13 protein-coding genes and 1 tRNA gene are annotated in these 16,968 nt (G+C 66.7%); 13 read left to right on the top strand and 1 reads right to left on the bottom strand.

The genetic code is table 11. The features are described from left to right. Positions 1-63 precede the first annotated feature (63 nt). Entirely contained in the window at positions 64-1,290 is a 1,227-nt protein-coding gene (locus ABEA82_RS08615; protein ID WP_345660759.1) for a pyridoxal phosphate-dependent aminotransferase, read from the bottom strand. A gap of 317 nt (positions 1,291-1,607) precedes the next feature. Here ABEA82_RS08615 and ABEA82_RS08610 point away from each other — a divergent pair. The 13 genes from ABEA82_RS08610 to rpsG all read left to right on the top strand — a co-directional run bounded on the left by ABEA82_RS08610 (position 1,608) and on the right by rpsG (position 16,940). Beyond that, positions 1,608-1,680: transfer RNA gene (locus tag ABEA82_RS08610), tRNA-Trp, on the top strand. A gap of 108 nt (positions 1,681-1,788) precedes the next feature. Next, positions 1,789-2,073, top strand: coding sequence for a preprotein translocase subunit SecE (secE, locus tag ABEA82_RS08605; protein WP_003992323.1), 285 nt, complete (start codon positions 1,789-1,791; stop codon positions 2,071-2,073). Positions 2,074-2,153: 80 nt separating this feature from the next. After that, complete coding sequence (gene nusG, locus ABEA82_RS08600; protein ID WP_345660758.1) at positions 2,154-2,966, top strand: transcription termination/antitermination protein NusG; 813 nt, start codon at positions 2,154-2,156, stop codon at positions 2,964-2,966. Positions 2,967-3,135: 169 nt separating this feature from the next. Beyond that, a complete protein-coding gene (gene rplK, locus ABEA82_RS08595) occupies positions 3,136-3,570 on the top strand; it encodes a 50S ribosomal protein L11 (protein ID WP_003992325.1) in 435 nt (144 codons plus the stop codon). A gap of 86 nt (positions 3,571-3,656) precedes the next feature. Continuing rightward, positions 3,657-4,382, top strand: coding sequence for a 50S ribosomal protein L1 (gene rplA / locus ABEA82_RS08590; RefSeq protein ID WP_003992326.1), 726 nt, complete (start codon positions 3,657-3,659; stop codon positions 4,380-4,382). Between the two features lie 192 nt (positions 4,383-4,574). Next, positions 4,575-5,399 carry an SCO4651 family lipoprotein gene (locus ABEA82_RS08585; protein ID WP_345660757.1) on the top strand — a complete coding sequence of 275 codons (825 nt, stop codon included), beginning with the start codon at positions 4,575-4,577 and terminating at the stop codon, positions 5,397-5,399. A gap of 306 nt (positions 5,400-5,705) precedes the next feature. Further along, positions 5,706-6,236, top strand: a complete 531-nt coding sequence (rplJ, locus tag ABEA82_RS08580; protein WP_003992328.1) for a 50S ribosomal protein L10 — start codon at positions 5,706-5,708, stop codon at positions 6,234-6,236. Positions 6,237-6,350: 114 nt separating this feature from the next. Further along, complete coding sequence (rplL, locus tag ABEA82_RS08575) at positions 6,351-6,740, top strand: 50S ribosomal protein L7/L12 (protein WP_003998852.1); 390 nt, start codon at positions 6,351-6,353, stop codon at positions 6,738-6,740. 572 nt (positions 6,741-7,312) lie between these two features. After that, the gene (gene rpoB, locus ABEA82_RS08570) at positions 7,313-10,798 is read left to right on the top strand and encodes a DNA-directed RNA polymerase subunit beta (RefSeq protein ID WP_345660756.1); all 3,486 of its coding nucleotides are present in this window, start codon (positions 7,313-7,315) and stop codon (positions 10,796-10,798) included. 94 nt (positions 10,799-10,892) lie between these two features. Next, positions 10,893-14,789: a DNA-directed RNA polymerase subunit beta' gene (locus ABEA82_RS08565; protein WP_345660755.1), complete on the top strand. Its 3,897-nt coding sequence runs from the start codon at positions 10,893-10,895 to the stop codon at positions 14,787-14,789. Between the two features lie 454 nt (positions 14,790-15,243). Next, a complete protein-coding gene (locus ABEA82_RS08555) occupies positions 15,244-15,774 on the top strand; it encodes a DUF1707 and DUF4190 domain-containing protein (RefSeq protein ID WP_345660754.1) in 531 nt (176 codons plus the stop codon). Between the two features lie 321 nt (positions 15,775-16,095). Further along, positions 16,096-16,467, top strand: coding sequence for a 30S ribosomal protein S12 (gene rpsL, locus ABEA82_RS08550; RefSeq protein WP_003948652.1), 372 nt, complete (start codon positions 16,096-16,098; stop codon positions 16,465-16,467). Between the two features lie 2 nt (positions 16,468-16,469). After that, positions 16,470-16,940, top strand: coding sequence for a 30S ribosomal protein S7 (gene rpsG / locus ABEA82_RS08545; protein ID WP_003998848.1), 471 nt, complete (start codon positions 16,470-16,472; stop codon positions 16,938-16,940). Positions 16,941-16,968: the final 28 nt, after the last annotated feature.

The raw sequence follows: 16,968 nt of genomic DNA, 5'->3' as shown, positions 1-16,968 counted from the left end.
GCTCGCACAAACAAATGGGGCACATACCGAGATCGGTATGTGCCCCGGACCGGAACGGAAGCCTCAGTCCTTGGCCTCCGCCAGCAGCTTCTGGATCCGGCTCACGCCCTCGACGAGGTCCTCGTCACCCAGCGCGTACGACAGCCGCAGATACCCGGGCGTACCGAACGCCTCACCCGGCACCACCGCGACCTCGGCCTCCTCCAGGATCAGCGCGGCCAGCTCGACCGTGTCCTTGGGCCGCCGCCCCCGGATCTCCTTGCCGACCAGCGCCTTCACCGACGGGTACGCGTAGAACGCGCCCTCCGGCTCCGGGCACACCACGCCGTCGATCTCGTTCAGCATCCGCACGATGGTCTTGCGGCGCCGGTCGAACGCCTCACGCATCGTCGCGACGGCGTCCAGGTCACCGGAGACGGCGGCCAGCGCGGCCGCCTGGGCGACGTTGGACACGTTGGACGTGGCGTGCGACTGGAGGTTCGTCGCGGCCTTGACCACGTCCTTCGGGCCGATGATCCACCCGACCCGCCAGCCGGTCATCGCGTACGTCTTCGCGACACCGTTCACCACGACGCACTTGTCGCGCAGCTCGGGCAGCACCGCCGGCAGCGACACGGCGGAGGCGTCGCCGTAGACCAGGTGCTCGTAGATCTCGTCGGTCATCACCCACAGACCGTGCTCGACGGCCCAGCGGCCGATCGCCTCGGTCTCGGTCTCGCCGTAGACCGCACCGGTCGGGTTCGACGGCGAGACGAACAGGACGACCTTCGTCTTCTCCGTACGGGCCGCCTCCAGCTGCTCGACGGTCACCCGGTAGCCGGTCGTCTCGTCGGCGACGACCTCCACCGGGACACCGCCGGCCAGCCGGATCGACTCCGGGTACGTCGTCCAGTACGGCGCGGGCACGATGACCTCGTCGCCCGGGTCGAGGATCGCGGCGAAGGCCTCGTAGATGGCCTGCTTGCCGCCGTTGGTGACGAGGATCTGCGAGACGTCGACCTCGTAGCCCGAGTCACGCAGCGTCTTCGCGGCGATCGCGGCCTTCAGCTCGGGCAGACCGCCGGCCGGCGTGTAGCGGTGGAACTTCGGGTTCTTGCAGGCCTCGATCGCGGCCTCGACGACGTAGTCCGGGGTCGGGAAGTCGGGCTCGCCGGCGCCGAAGCCGATCACCGGCCGCCCGGCGGCCTTGAGGGCCTTGGCCTTGGCGTCCACGGCGAGGGTGGCGGACTCGGAGATCGCGCCGACTCGGGCGGAGACCCGGCGCTCGGTGGGAGGGGTTGCAGGGCTCATGGGCCCCATCGTTTCAGACCGGAAACGCGCGTGGCACGGGGGTTTCACAGACTGAACAACCTCGGGCAAACCCTTGAACAACAGTGCGGATCGCCCACACCGCCAGGTCGATCTTCCGTCGAATCCCGGCCGCACGCGGCCCGTTTCCCGGGTGATTCCCAGGCGATCTTCCGTCGACGAGGCCTCCTGAGGCCCCTTTCTGTTCGACGCCCGGCCGTGGACCACGTACACTCTCACCTCGTTGGCCTTCAGCAGCCCGCGCTCACTGGGTGCACACCAAGCATCCGGACGTATGCGGTACGTTGGGGGACACACAAAGGGTCGTAGCTCAATTGGTAGAGCACTGGTCTCCAAAACCAGCGGTTGGGGGTTCAAGTCCCTCCGGCCCTGCTACACACTCCTTCGCCAGGATGTGTGCGCATGTACGTACAGCAATGCACCGCCGTGCGGCTCAGACCGGGCGCGGCACGGCCACGACCCGGAATCAGGTGAGGACGAGTGACGGACGCCGTGGGCTCCATCGACATGCCTGATGCCCAGGACGAGGCGCCGGAGTCGAAGAAGGCCCGCAAGGGTGGCAAGCGCGGCAAGAAGGGCCCGCTGAAGCGCCTTGCCCTCTTCTACCGCCAGATCATCGCGGAGCTGCGCAAGGTCGTCTGGCCGACCCGCAACCAGCTGACGACGTACACGACAGTGGTGATCATCTTCGTCGTCATCATGATCGGCCTGGTCACCGTGATCGACTATGGTCTCAGCCACGCCGCCAAGTACGTGTTCGGCTGAGCAGCCAGCGAAGAGCGCCGAGGTACCCGGCGCTCCTTTCGCATGTTCCACCCCTATGTATCCAGGAAGAAGCAGCCACCGTGTCTGACCCGAACGTGAACGACGCCATCGAGCCTGTCGAGTCCGTCGAGGACGAGCTCGACACCGTCGAGGGCGCGGACAGCGAGGACACCGACGCCTCCACCGAGGCCGAGGCTGCCGACGCCGCCGCGGACGACACCGCCGAGGCGGAGACCGAGGCCGGCGAAGAGGCCGAGGAAGAGCCCGAGGACGACCGCGACCCGATCGAGAAGCTCCGCGAGGAGCTGCGGGGCCTGCCCGGCGAGTGGTACGTCATCCACACCTACGCGGGCTACGAGAAGCGCGTGAAGGCCAACCTGGAGCAGCGCGCCGTCTCGCTGAACGTCGAGGACTTCATCTACCAGGCCGAGGTGCCCGAGGAAGAGATCGTCCAGATCAAGAACGGCGAGCGGAAGAACATCAAGCAGAACAAGCTCCCGGGCTACGTCCTGGTCCGTATGGACCTGACGAACGAGTCCTGGGGCGTCGTCCGCAACACCCCCGGTGTCACCGGCTTCGTGGGCAACGCCTACGACCCGTACCCGCTGACGCTGGACGAGATCGTCAAGATGCTCGCCCCCGAGGCCGAGGAGAAGGCCGCCCGCGAGGCCGCCGAGGCCGAGGGCAAGCCCGCTCCGCAGCGCAAGGTCGAGGTCCAGGTGCTGGACTTCGAGGTCGGCGACTCGGTCACCGTCACCGACGGCCCGTTCGCCACGCTGCAGGCGACGATCAACGAGATCAACCCCGACTCGAAGAAGGTCAAGGGTCTCGTCGAGATCTTCGGCCGCGAGACGCCGGTCGAGCTCTCCTTCGACCAGATCCAGAAGAACTGACCGCTTCTGGACTCACTGCTTCCGCGCAGGTCAGGCGATCGCTCCAGCGTCCGTCTGACCTGCGCGGTTTTTGGCCGCACATCTATACCCGTTATCGTTGTGCGGTATGCCTGCGTCCGGGTGGTCCCCGAATGCGGGCAGGACCCGAATCGAAAGGACCCGGAGAGCTATGCCTCCCAAGAAGAAGAAGGTCACGGGGCTCATCAAGCTCCAGATCCAGGCCGGTGCCGCCAACCCGGCCCCGCCGGTCGGCCCCGCGCTGGGTCAGCACGGCGTCAACATCATGGAGTTCTGCAAGGCCTACAACGCCGCGACCGAGTCGCAGCGTGGCTGGGTCATCCCGGTGGAGATCACGGTCTACGAGGACCGTTCCTTCACCTTCATCACCAAGACCCCGCCGGCCGCCAAGATGATCCTGAAGGCCGCGGGCATCGAGAAGGGCTCCGGCGAGCCGCACAAGACCAAGGTCGCGAAGATCACGCGTGACCAGGTCCGTGAGATCGCCACGACCAAGATGCCCGACCTCAACGCCAACGACCTGGACGCCGCCGAGAAGATCATCGCCGGCACCGCCCGTTCCATGGGCGTCACGGTCGAGGGCTGAGCCCCACCCCCCTCGTACACCAAGCAGAAGTGGCAGGGCCTGCTCGGCCCGTACCACGACTCCTTTCAGAACACACAGGAGCAGTTGTGAGCAAGCGCAGCAAGGCTCTCCGCGCTGCGGACGCCAAGATCGACCGGGAGAAGCTCTACGCCCCGCTCGAGGCCGTCCGTCTCGCCAAGGAGACCTCCACGACCAAGTTCGACGGCACAGTCGAGGTCGCCTTCCGCCTGGGTGTCGACCCGCGCAAGGCCGACCAGATGGTCCGTGGCACCGTGAACCTCCCGCACGGCACCGGTAAGACCGCCCGGGTCCTGGTCTTCGCGACCGGTGACCGTGCCGAGGCCGCTCGTGCCGCGGGCGCCGACATCGTCGGCGCCGACGAGCTCATCGACGAGGTGTCGAAGGGCCGTCTGGACTTCGACGCCGTCGTCGCCACCCCGGACCTCATGGGCAAGGTCGGCCGCCTCGGCCGTGTGCTCGGTCCGCGTGGTCTGATGCCGAACCCGAAGACCGGCACCGTCACCCCCGATGTCACCAAGGCTGTCAACGACATCAAGGGCGGCAAGATCGAGTTCCGCGTCGACAAGCACTCGAACCTGCACTTCATCATCGGCAAGACGTCGTTCGACGACACCAAGCTGGTGGAGAACTACGGCGCGGCGCTGGAGGAGATCCTCCGTCTGAAGCCGTCCGCCGCCAAGGGTCGCTACATCAAGAAGGCCGCCATCAGCACCACGATGGGCCCCGGCATTCCGCTCGACTCCAACCGCACCCGCAACCTCCTCGTCGAGGAGGACCCGGCCGCGGTCTGAGCCTGACAGCTCACCCAACCGGTCACGGGCCCCGCACCTCTCACAGGTGCGGGGCCCGTTCCCTTTTCCGGTACGTATGCCGGTGGCCCGGTTCGAACCGCCCTTCGCCAAATCCGATAGATCACTTGTGCCCTCTGGGGATAGGCTCGCGGCCTTGCTGTGAAGCAATCATGTATTCCTTGGGGGGAATCAATGAGGACATCCATACCTGCCGCGGGTCTCGGCGCGCTGCTGCTCGCCGCGGGGGCGGTCGGCTGCGGTACCGAGTCGCCGGAGATGACGCCCGCGGCCGCCGTCGCCAAGGCCGCCAAGAACACCGAGGACATCACGTCCCTCCGGTACCGCCTGAGCGGCACGGCGCCGGGGGAGGGGCGCGTCAAGGGCGAGGCCGCCATGCGCCTGAAGCCCTCGGTCGCCATGAGCATGAAGATGACGACGCCCGACAAGGGTGCCGGCGAGGCCGTGGAGATCCGCGTCGTCGACAAGGCCATGTACCTCGGTGGGGGAGCCGACGCGGCCAAGGAGATGGACGGCAAGTCCTGGCTGAAGTTCGACCTGTCCGGCTCCGACGCGGGCAAGGACCTGGACCAGATGGGGTCCACGAGCCAGGCCGAGAAGAACCCGGCGGCGGAGTCCGGCTTCCTCACCGGGGCCAAGGACGTGAAGAAGGTCGGCGCCGAGAAGGTCGACGGCGTCGAGACCACCCACTACACGGGCACGGTCACCCTCAAGGACCTGCGCGTCTCCCTCGAGGACGAGAAGGCGCAGACCCGCGAGCGGCGCGAGAAGAGCATCAAGCAGTACGAGAAGCTCGGTGTCGACGAGCTCACGATGGACATGTGGGTCGACGGCGACGACCACACCAAGCAGTTCCGCATGAAGGGCGACGCCGACAAGGGCCCGCTCGACATGACCATCACCTTCCTCGACTACAACAAGCCGGTGACCGTCACGGCCCCGCCGGCCAAGGACGTCGCGGATCTCGCCGAGATGTTCAAGGAGCTGGACCAGGCCTGATCCGCCCCGCACCGACCTCGTACGGGCGGATTTGCTTGACGGCGACCCGTTCCCGTACTCTCTTGCAGAAGCCAAAGACCGCTGGTCGTTACCGCGTGCTCGGATGAGGGCGCGGTGGCCGAAGGATCCGCTGAACGGCGGACGACCCGCGCAGGTGATACTGGAAGAGTTCCCGGAGACCGCCGCCCTGTGCGTGTGGACAACCGGTCGAGCTACGCCCCGTGCGCCTGCGCCGGGGCGTTTCGTTTTCCCCAGTCCTCCTTCGGGTCCGCGCGGTCCGAATCACCCGGAAGGAGGCCGAGGCTCATGGCGAGGCCTGACAAGGTCGATGCCGTCGAGGAGATGCGGGACAAGTTCCGCAACTCGAACGGCGCTGTCGTCACCGCGTACACCGGTCTCACCGTCTCGCAGCTCCAGCAGCTGCGTCGTTCACTCGGTGAGAACGCGCACTACCGTGTGGCGAAGAACACGCTGACCAAGATTGCGGCCAACGAGGCCGGGATCAACACCATCGACGACCTGTTCACGGGTTCGTCGGCCGTCGCCTTCGTGACCGGTGACCCGGTCGAGGCGGCGAAGGGTCTCCGTGACTTCGCCAAGGACAACCCCAACCTCGTCATCAAGGGCGGCGTCCTTGACGGCAAGGCGTTGTCCGCCGACGAGATCAAGAAGCTTGCGGACCTCGAGTCCCGCGAGGTTCTGCTCTCCAAGCTGGCCGGTGCCATGAAGGGCAAGCAGTCCCAGGCTGCCTCTGTCTTCCAGGCGCTGCCGTCGAAGCTCGTCCGCACCGTGGACGCGCTCCGTGCCAAGCAGGACGAGCAGGGCGGTGCCGAGTAACTCGGCTCGCATCCCGGCCCCCGCTGCCTGAACGCGGAGGCCGTCGCGGGCCAGTAGTACGCCCGCCTCACATGTACATCCGGCACCTGCCGAATTAGTGGAAGGACCGCCATCATGGCGAAGCTCAGCCAGGAAGACCTGCTCGCGCAGTTCGAGGAGATGACCCTCATCGAGCTCTCCGAGTTCGTGAAGGCGTTCGAGGAGAAGTTCGACGTCACCGCCGCCGCTGCCGCGCCGGTCGTCGTCGCCGGTGGTGCCGCTGGTGGCGCCGCTGCCGAGGCCGCTGAGGAGAAGGACGAGTTCGACGTCATCCTCACCGGTGCCGGCGACAAGAAGATCCAGGTCATCAAGGTCGTGCGTGAGCTGACCTCCCTCGGCCTGAAGGAGGCCAAGGACCTGGTCGACGGTGCGCCGAAGCCGGTTCTGGAGAAGGTCAACAAGGAGGCCGCCGACAAGGCGAAGGAGTCCCTCGAGGGCGCCGGTGCCTCCGTCGAGGTCAAGTAAGACCTCCCGGATCCGTCAGGATCCACGACACGTCCCCCTGGACGTGTAACGCGTAAGCGCGGAAGAGCGATCATCCATCCGGGTGGTCGCTCTTCGGCGTTCCGGGGGTGCGGCCACGGTTGCCTTGCACCCTCAGTGGCGGGGGGTATGGTGATCTTCGTCGTGTCTCTGGGGAGGCCCCGGTTCGGGCAGGGGGGCCTTGACGAACCGCACGCAGCGCGCAATTCTCAGGACGCGTCGTCACAACGATCCGAATCCGAGGCATGGATCGACGACGAAGAGGGCAGTATCAACGTGCGTTGAGGGCAGCGCCTTGTCGCAGGAGTGGAACAACGAGGGTGAACACGGGTTCCAGAACCCGCACTGGACATCAGTGTGCCAAGTGGCTACACTGACCCTTTGCGCTGCCTGTTAGCTGTCCCCTGCCCGTCACCAGGGGTCTGCCCTCGCCCGAGCATCGACGACAAGACCCGCCCGACCTGGCCTTTCGGCCGGATGGACAGCTTGTCTCCGTGTACGGGAGAGGGGCCGGTACGCGCGTAGTGAGTCCGAGCCCTCGGAAGGACCCCCTCTTGGCCGCCTCGCGCAACGCCTCGACCGCGAATACGAACAACGCCGCCAGCACTGCCCCGCTGCGCATCTCTTTTGCAAAGATCAAGGAGCCTCTCGAGGTTCCGAACCTGCTCGCGCTGCAGACCGAGAGCTTCGACTGGCTGCTCGGTAACACCGCCTGGCAGAGTCGGGTCGAGGAGGCTCTGGACAACGGTCAGGACGTCCCCACCAAGTCCGGGCTCGAGGAGATCTTCGAGGAGATCTCCCCGATCGAGGACTTCAGCGGGTCGATGTCGCTGACCTTCCGTGACCACCGCTTCGAGCCGCCGAAGAACTCGATCGACGAGTGCAAGGAGCGCGACTTCACGTACGCGGCCCCGCTCTTCGTCACCGCCGAGTTCACCAACAACGAGACCGGCGAGATCAAGTCCCAGACCGTCTTCATGGGCGACTTCCCGCTCATGACGAACAAGGGCACCTTCGTCATCAACGGCACCGAGCGTGTCGTGGTGTCGCAGCTGGTCCGTTCCCCCGGTGTCTACTTCGACTCCTCCATCGACAAGACGTCCGACAAGGACATCTTCTCCGCCAAGATCATCCCCTCCCGGGGTGCCTGGCTGGAGATGGAGATCGACAAGCGCGACATGGTCGGTGTCCGCATCGACCGCAAGCGCAAGCAGTCCGTCACCGTCCTGCTCAAGGCGCTCGGCTGGACCACCGAGCAGATCCTCGAGGAGTTCGGCGAGTACGAGTCCATGCGCGCCACCCTGGAGAAGGACCACACCCAGGGCCAGGACGACGCGCTGCTCGACATCTACCGCAAGCTGCGTCCGGGCGAGCCCCCCACGCGTGAGGCCGCGCAGACGCTCCTCGAGAACCTGTACTTCAACCCCAAGCGCTACGACCTGGCCAAGGTCGGCCGCTACAAGGTCAACAAGAAGCTGGGTGCGGACGCTCCGCTCGACGCGGGCATCCTGACCGTCGAGGACGTCATCTCGACGATCAAGTACCTGGTGAAGCTGCACGCCGGCGAGACCGAGACGGTCGGGGACAGCGGCACCAGCATCGTCGTCGAGACCGACGACATCGACCACTTCGGCAACCGTCGCCTGCGCAGCGTCGGCGAGCTCATCCAGAACCAGGTCCGCACGGGTCTGGCTCGTATGGAGCGCGTCGTCCGTGAGCGCATGACGACCCAGGACGTCGAGGCGATCACGCCGCAGACCCTGATCAACATCCGGCCGGTCGTCGCCTCCATCAAGGAGTTCTTCGGCACCAGCCAGCTGTCCCAGTTCATGGACCAGAACAACCCGCTGTCGGGTCTGACGCACAAGCGGCGTCTTTCCGCGCTCGGCCCGGGTGGTCTCTCCCGTGAGCGGGCCGGCTTCGAGGTCCGTGACGTGCACCCCTCGCACTACGGCCGCATGTGCCCGATCGAGACGCCCGAAGGCCCGAACATCGGTCTGATCGGCTCGCTCGCCACCTACGGTCGCGTGAACGCGTTCGGTTTCGTCGAGACCCCGTACCGCAAGGTCTTCGAGGGCCAGGTCACCGACCAGGTGGACTACCTGACCGCCGACGAGGAGGACCGCTTCGTCATCGCGCAGGCCAACGCGCCGCTGACGGACGAGCTCCGCTTCGCCGAGGCCCGCGTGCTGGTCCGCCGCAAGGGCGGCGAGGTCGACTACGTCGGCCCCGAGGACGTGGACTACATGGACGTCTCGCCGCGCCAGATGGTGTCGGTCGCGACCGCCATGATCCCCTTCCTGGAGCACGACGACGCCAACCGTGCCCTCATGGGCGCGAACATGATGCGTCAGGCCGTTCCGCTGATCAAGTCCGAGTCCCCGCTCGTCGGCACCGGCATGGAGTACCGCTCCGCCGTCGACGCCGGCGACGTGGTCAAGGCCGAGAAGCCCGGTGTGGTCCAGGAGGTCTCCGCGGACTACATCACCACGGCCAACGACGACGGCACGTACATCACGTACCGCCTGGCCAAGTTCGCCCGCTCCAACCAGGGCACCTCGGTCAACCAGAAGGTCATCGTCAGCGAGGGCGACCGGATCATCGAGGGCCAGGTCCTGGCCGACGGTCCGGCCACCCAGCAGGGCGAGATGGCGCTGGGCAAGAACCTGCTCGTGGCGTTCATGCCGTGGGAGGGTCACAACTACGAGGACGCGATCATCCTGTCGCAGCGCCTCGTGCAGGACGACGTCCTCTCCTCGATCCACATCGAGGAGCACGAGGTCGACGCCCGTGACACCAAGCTCGGCCCCGAGGAGATCACCCGGGACATCCCGAACGTCTCCGAGGAGGTCCTCGCCGACCTCGACGAGCGCGGCATCATCCGCATCGGTGCCGAGGTCATCGCCGGTGACATCCTCGTCGGCAAGGTCACGCCCAAGGGTGAGACCGAGCTGACCCCCGAGGAGCGCCTGCTCCGCGCGATCTTCGGTGAGAAGGCCCGTGAGGTCCGTGACACCTCGCTGAAGGTGCCGCACGGCGAGACCGGCAAGGTCATCGGCGTGCGCGTCTTCGACCGCGAGGAGGGCGACGAGCTTCCCCCGGGCGTGAACCAGCTGGTCCGCGTCTACGTCGCGCAGAAGCGCAAGATCACCGACGGTGACAAGCTCGCCGGCCGTCACGGCAACAAGGGCGTCATCTCGAAGATCCTGCCGATCGAGGACATGCCGTTCCTGGAGGACGGCACCCCGGTCGACATCATCCTCAACCCGCTCGGTGTGCCGTCCCGAATGAACCCGGGTCAGGTTCTGGAGATCCACCTCGGCTGGCTCGCCAGCCGCGGCTGGGACGTCTCCGGGCTGAGCGAGGAGTGGGCGCAGCGCCTGCAGGCCATCGAGGCCGACCAGGTCGCCCCGGGCACCAACGTCGCCACCCCCGTCTTCGACGGTGCGCGTGAGGACGAGCTCGCGGGTCTGCTCCAGCACACCATCCCGAACCGCGACGGCGAGCGCATGGTGCAGCCGACCGGTAAGGCGAGGCTGTTCGACGGCCGCTCCGGTGAGCCGTTCCCGGACCCGATCTCCATCGGGTACATGTACATCCTCAAGCTGCACCACCTGGTCGACGACAAGCTGCACGCCCGTTCGACCGGTCCGTACTCGATGATCACCCAGCAGCCGCTGGGTGGTAAGGCCCAGTTCGGTGGCCAGCGCTTCGGTGAGATGGAGGTGTGGGCGCTGGAGGCTTACGGCGCCGCGTACGCCCTCCAGGAGCTGCTGACCATCAAGTCCGACGACGTCACCGGCCGCGTGAAGGTCTACGAGGCCATCGTCAAGGGCGAGAACATTCCCGAGCCCGGCATCCCCGAGTCCTTCAAGGTGCTCATCAAGGAGATGCAGTCCCTGTGCCTCAACGTGGAGGTGCTGTCCTCGGACGGCATGTCCATCGAGATGCGCGACACCGACGAGGACGTCTTCCGCGCTGCGGAGGAGCTTGGCATCGACCTGTCCCGGCGCGAGCCGAGCAGCGTCGAAGAGGTCTGACGGGAGTCCGGCGGCCTTCGTCATGAAGGCCGCCGGCCCCAGGACCCCCGTATCAGACCCCATGACTTACAACCCTGAGAGGGATTGACGCATAGTGCTCGACGTCAACTTCTTCGACGAGCTCCGGATCGGTCTGGCCACCGCTGACGACATCCGTCAGTGGAGCCACGGCGAGGTCAAGAAGCCCGAGACCATCAACTACCGCACCCTCAAGCCCGAAAAGGACGGACTCTTCTGCGAGAAGATCTTCGGTCCGACCCGGGACTGGGAGTGCTACTGCGGCAAGTACAAGCGCGTCCGCTTCAAGGGCATCATCTGTGAGCGCTGCGGCGTCGAGGTGACCCGCGCCAAGGTGCGCCGTGAGCGGATGGGCCACATCGAACTGGCCGCGCCCGTCACGCACATCTGGTACTTCAAGGGTGTCCCGAGCCGTCTGGGCTACCTGCTCGACCTGGCTCCCAAGGACCTCGAGAAGGTCATCTACTTCGCGGCGTACATGATCACGTACGTCGACGAGGAGCGCCGTACGCGCGACCTGCCCTCGCTGGAGGCCCACGTCTCCGTCGAGCGCCAGCAGATCGAGCAGCGCCGCGACGCCGACCTGGAGGCCCGCGCCAAGAAGCTCGAGACCGACCTGGCCGAGCTGGAGGCCGAGGGCGCCAAGGCCGACGTGCGCCGCAAGGTGCGCGAGGGTGCCGAGCGCGAGATGAAGCAGCTGCGCGACCGTGCGCAGCGCGAGATCGACCGTCTCGACGAGGTGTGGAACCGCTTCAAGAACCTCAAGGTCCAGGACCTCGAGGGCGACGAGCTGCTCTACCGCGAGCTGCGTGACCGCTTCGGCACGTACTTCGACGGCTCGATGGGTGCCGCGGCGCTGCAGAAGCGCCTGGAGTCCTTCGACCTCGACGAGGAGGCCGAGAAGCTCCGCGAGATCATCCGCACCGGCAAGGGCCAGAAGAAGACCCGTGCGCTCAAGCGCCTGAAGGTCGTCTCCGCGTTCCTGCAGACCAGCAACAGCCCCAAGGGCATGGTGCTCGACTGCGTGCCGGTCATCCCGCCGGACCTTCGCCCGATGGTGCAGCTGGACGGTGGCCGCTTCGCGACCTCCGACCTGAACGACCTGTACCGCCGTGTGATCAACCGGAACAACCGCCTGAAGCGCCTTCTCGACCTCGGTGCGCCCGAGATCATCGTGAACAACGAGAAGCGCATGCTCCAGGAGGCCGTGGACGCGCTGTTCGACAACGGCCGTCGTGGCCGTCCGGTCACCGGTCCCGGTAACCGCCCGCTGAAGTCCCTCAGCGACATGCTGAAGGGTAAGCAGGGTCGCTTCCGTCAGAACCTGCTCGGTAAGCGTGTGGACTACTCCGCGCGTTCCGTGATCGTCGTCGGTCCGCAGCTGAAGCTGCACCAGTGCGGTCTGCCGAAGGCGATGGCGCTGGAGCTCTTCAAGCCGTTCGTGATGAAGCGCCTGGTCGACCTGAACCACGCGCAGAACATCAAGAGCGCCAAGCGCATGGTCGAGCGCGGCCGCACGGTCGTGTACGACGTGCTGGAAGAGGTCATCGCGGAGCACCCGGTTCTGCTGAACCGTGCGCCCACGCTGCACCGCCTCGGCATCCAGGCCTTCGAGCCGCAGCTGGTCGAGGGCAAGGCCATCCAGATCCACCCGCTCGTCTGCACCGCGTTCAACGCGGACTTCGACGGTGACCAGATGGCCGTGCACCTGCCGCTCTCCGCGGAGGCGCAGGCCGAGGCCCGCATCCTGATGCTGTCCTCGAACAACATCCTCAAGCCCGCCGACGGCCGTCCGGTGACGATGCCGACCCAGGACATGGTCCTCGGTCTGTTCTTCCTCACCACCGACGGCGAGATGCGCGACCTCAAGGGCGAGGGCCGTTCCTTCGCCTCGGTCGCCGAGGCGATCATGGCCTTCGACGCGGGCGAGCTCTCGCTCCAGTCGAAGATCGACGTCCGCTTCCCGGTCGGCACCATCCCGCCGCGTGGCTGGACCCCGCCGGCGCGTGAGGAGGGCGAGCCCGAGTGGCAGCAGGGTGACAGCTTCCGGCTGAACACCACCCTGGGCCGTGCGCTCTTCAACGAGCTGCTGCCCGAGGACTACCCGTTCGTCGACTACGAGGTCGGCAAGAAGCAGCTCTCCGAGATCGTCAACGACCTCGCCGAGCGCTACCCGAAGGTCATCGTGGCGGCGACGCTCGACAACCTGAAGGCGGCCGGCTTCTTCTGGGCGACCCGTTCCGGCGTCACCGTGGCCATCTCCGACGTCGTCGTTCCCGAGGCGAAGAAGGAGATCGTCCGCGGGTACGAGGCGCAGGACGAGAAGGTCCAGAAGCAGTACGAGCGCGGTCTGATCACCAAGGACGAGCGCACGCAGGAGCTCATCGCGATCTGGACCAAGGCGACCAACGAGGTCGCCGAGGCGATGAACGACAACTTCCCGAAGACCAACCCGATCTTCATGATGGTGAACTCGGGTGCACGAGGCAACATGATGCAGATGCGTCAGATCGCCGGTATGCGTGGTCTGGTGTCGAACGCGAAGAACGAGACGATCCCGCGTCCCATCAAGGCGTCCTTCCGTGAGGGCCTGTCCGTGCTGGAGTACTTCATCTCCACGCACGGTGCCCGTAAGGGTCTGGCGGACACGGCCCTCCGTACCGCCGACTCTGGTTACCTCACCCGTCGTCTGGTCGACGTCTCCCAGGACGTCATCATTCGCGAGGAGGACTGCGGCACCGAGCGCGGTCTGCGTCTGAAGATCGCCGACCGCACCGAGGCCGGTCTGGTCAAGACGGAGGACGTCGAGACGTCCGTGTACGCGCGCTGCCTCGCCGAGGACATCGTGGTCGACGGTCAGGTGCTGGCCCCGGCCGGCACCGACCTGGGCGACGTCCTCATCGAGGAGCTCGTGCAGCGCGGCGTCGAGGAGGTCAAGACCCGCTCGGTCCTGACCTGCGAGTCCGCCGTCGGCACCTGCGCGATGTGCTACGGCCGTTCGCTGGCCACGGGCAAGCTGGTCGACATCGGTGAGGCGGTCGGCATCATCGCCGCCCAGTCCATCGGTGAGCCCGGTACCCAGCTGACGATGCGTACCTTCCACACCGGTGGTGTGGCCGGTGACGACATCACCCAGGGTCTGCCGCGTGTCGTCGAGCTCTTCGAGGCCCGTACCCCGAAGGGTGTCGCCCCGATCTCCGAGGCCCAGGGCCGCGTGCGGATCGAGGAGACCGAGAAGACCAAGAAGATCGTCGTCACCCCGGACGACGGCAGCGACGAGACGGCGTTCCCGATCTCGAAGCGTGCCCGGCTCCTGGTCAGCGAGGGCGAGCACGTCGAGGTGGGCCAGAAGCTCACCGTGGGTGCCACCAACCCGCACGACGTGCTGCGCATCCTGGGCCAGCGTGCCGTCCAGGTCCACCTGGTCGGCGAGGTCCAGAAGGTCTACAACTCGCAGGGTGTGTCGATCCACGACAAGCACATCGAGATCATCATCCGGCAGATGCTCCGCCGCGTGACGATCATCGAGTCCGGCGACGCCGAGCTGCTGCCCGGTGAGCTGGTCGAGCGCTCGAAGTTCGAGCACGAGAACCGTCGTGTGGTCCAGGAGGGCGGTCACCCGGCCTCCGGTCGTCCGCAGCTCATGGGTATCACCAAGGCCTCGCTGGCCACGGAGTCCTGGCTGTCGGCGGCGTCCTTCCAGGAGACGACGCGAGTCCTCACGGACGCGGCGATCAACGCCAAGTCCGACTCGCTCATCGGCCTCAAGGAGAACGTCATCATCGGTAAGCTCATCCCGGCCGGTACGGGTCTGTCCCGCTACCGCAACATCCGGGTCGAGCCGACCGAGGAGGCCAAGGCCGCGATGTACTCGGCCGTCGGCTACGACGACATCGACTACTCGCCGTTCGGCACGGGCTCCGGCCAGGCCGTTCCGCTGGAGGACTACGACTACGGTCCGTACAACCAGTAAGCGAGTCGCTTGAGTTGGAGGGCGGTCATCCTTCGGGATGGCCGCCCTTCGGCGCGTCAGCGCCGGCTCTCCAGATGGGTCTGCAAGTGGTGGAGCCGCACGGCCGGTGAACAGGGTGAAGCGGGCCTGATCGAGCACGGCCGCGTCGACCGGGTCCAGGGCCGTCACGGTCGCCGAGCGGTGGCGGCCGCTGAGCGCCGCGCCCTCGCCGATGATGTCGCCGGGGCCGCGCAGGGCGAGCAGGGCCTCGCAGCCGTGGCCGCGATCGCCGTGACCTTGGTCCGGCCCTGCGGCAGCCGGACGTGGGCCGACGGCTCGTGGGAAACGACCATGGAGGAAATGGGCGAGAATCGGCCGGCTGGCTGATGTGAGGCCCCTGGTCGCGGACGTACCCGTGCCGGAAACCCGGCTTCGGCGCATGATGGAAGGACTCCGGCTCCCGGGGAGGTGCTCCGTGTCGCAGCCGCCCTATCCGTCCTGGCAACCCTGGCAGGGCCACAGCGCTCCGTCGATGCTCGCCTCGCATGCCGACCGGGAGCGGGCCGTGGACGTCCTCAGAGCCGGGTACGGCGAGGGCCGGATGGAGCAGGACGAGTTCGAGCGGCGGGTGGCGCGGGCGTACGCGGCGCGGACCGTGGGGGAGCTGGGGCTGCTCGTCGCAGATCTGCCGCAGGGGCCCGTACCGCAGTCGGCCTCGTACGTCCCCGTGCCGACCGTGCCGCGGACGTTCCTGCCCGGGCCGCGGCCGCAGACGAACGGCAAGGCGGTCGCCGCGGCGGTGTGCGGGCTGCTGTGCGTGCCGACGATGGGGGTGACCGGGATTCCGGCCGTCGTGCTCGGGCACGTGGCGCGTGGCGAGATCCGCAGCCGGGGGGAGCTGGGGGACGGGCTCGCGCTGACCGGCCTCGTGCTCGGGTGGTTGTCCACGGCCGCCTGGGCACTCGTACTGGTGTTGCTCTCGGTGGTGTCCGTCGTAGCATCCTGAAGGTGCGCGAAACGGACACTCGCCGTCGAATTGAAGATCGAGAACGGGCCAGGGACTTGACATGTCCCGCATGGCGACGTGGGCGTCACCCATTTGTTTTGACCGCAGCGAATGCGATAGGTACGCTCAGACCTTGTGCCTGGGGTGTGCCCTGGCTCCCGTGCGTGCCATCAACCGCAAGGCGAGCTGATACCGGCCACCGCAATCTGCGCTTAATTCTGCCTGGCGGCGGGAGTCCGCGGGATTCGACACACCCGACCGCGTGGGTCGGCGACGTTCCAGGTTAGCTTCACCTATCGGCACACAGAAACCGGAGAAGTAGTGCCTACGATCCAGCAGCTGGTCCGTAAGGGCCGGCAGGACAAGGTCGAGAAGAACAAGACGCCCGCACTCGAGGGTTCCCCTCAGCGTCGTGGCGTCTGCACGCGTGTGTTCACGACCACCCCGAAGAAGCCGAACTCGGCCCTGCGTAAGGTCGCGCGTGTGCGTCTGACCAGCGGGATCGAGGTCACCGCTTACATTCCGGGTGAGGGGCACAACCTGCAGGAGCACTCCATCGTGCTCGTGCGCGGCGGCCGTGTGAAGGACCTGCCTGGTGTTCGCTACAAGATCATCCGCGGTTCGCTTGACACCCAGGGTGTGAAGAACCGCAAGCAGGCCCGCAGCCGCTACGGCGCCAAGAAGGAGAAGTAAGAATGCCTCGTAAGGGCCCCGCCCCGAAGCGCCCGGTCATCATCGACCCGGTCTACGGTTCTCCTCTGGTGACCTCCCTGATCAACAAGGTGCTGCTGAACGGCAAGCGCTCCACCGCCGAGCGCATCGTCTACGGCGCCATGGAGGGCCTGCGCGAGAAGACCGGCAACGACCCGGTCATCACGCTGAAGCGCGCTCTCGAGAACATCAAGCCGACCCTCGAGGTCAAGTCCCGCCGTGTCGGTGGCGCCACCTACCAGGTCCCGGTCGAGGTCAAGCCCGGCCGTGCCAACACCCTGGCGCTGCGCTGGCTGGTCGGTTACTCCCGCGCCCGTCGCGAGAAGACCATGACCGAGCGTCTCCTCAACGAGCTTCTCGATGCCTCGAACGGCCTCGGTGCGGCCGTGAAGAAGCGCGAGGACACCCACAAGATGGCCGAGTCCAACAAGGCCTTCGCGCACTACCGCTGGTAGTCGCTACCCACATCGAGACCGAGAGAAG

Source organism: Streptomyces venetus, assembly GCF_039540295.1.
Classification (GTDB): Bacteria; Actinomycetota; Actinomycetes; order Streptomycetales; family Streptomycetaceae; genus Streptomyces; species Streptomyces venetus.
This window is presented reverse-complemented; position numbering and strand designations above follow the sequence as displayed.

Bases quoted from the DNA above. Each gene is read 5' to 3' on its own strand.
- rplL (WP_003998852.1), top strand. From the start codon at position 6,351: ATGGCGAAGCTCAGCCAGGAAGACCTGCTCGCGCAGTTCGAGGAGATG.
- rplK (WP_003992325.1), top strand. From the start codon at position 3,136: ATGCCTCCCAAGAAGAAGAAGGTCACGGGGCTCATCAAGCTCCAGATC.
- rplJ (WP_003992328.1), top strand. From the start codon at position 5,706: ATGGCGAGGCCTGACAAGGTCGATGCCGTCGAGGAGATGCGGGACAAG.
- ABEA82_RS08615 (WP_345660759.1), bottom strand. From the start codon at position 1,290: ATGAGCCCTGCAACCCCTCCCACCGAGCGCCGGGTCTCCGCCCGAGTC.
- ABEA82_RS08585 (WP_345660757.1), top strand. From the start codon at position 4,575: ATGAGGACATCCATACCTGCCGCGGGTCTCGGCGCGCTGCTGCTCGCC.
- rpsG (WP_003998848.1), top strand. From the start codon at position 16,470: ATGCCTCGTAAGGGCCCCGCCCCGAAGCGCCCGGTCATCATCGACCCG.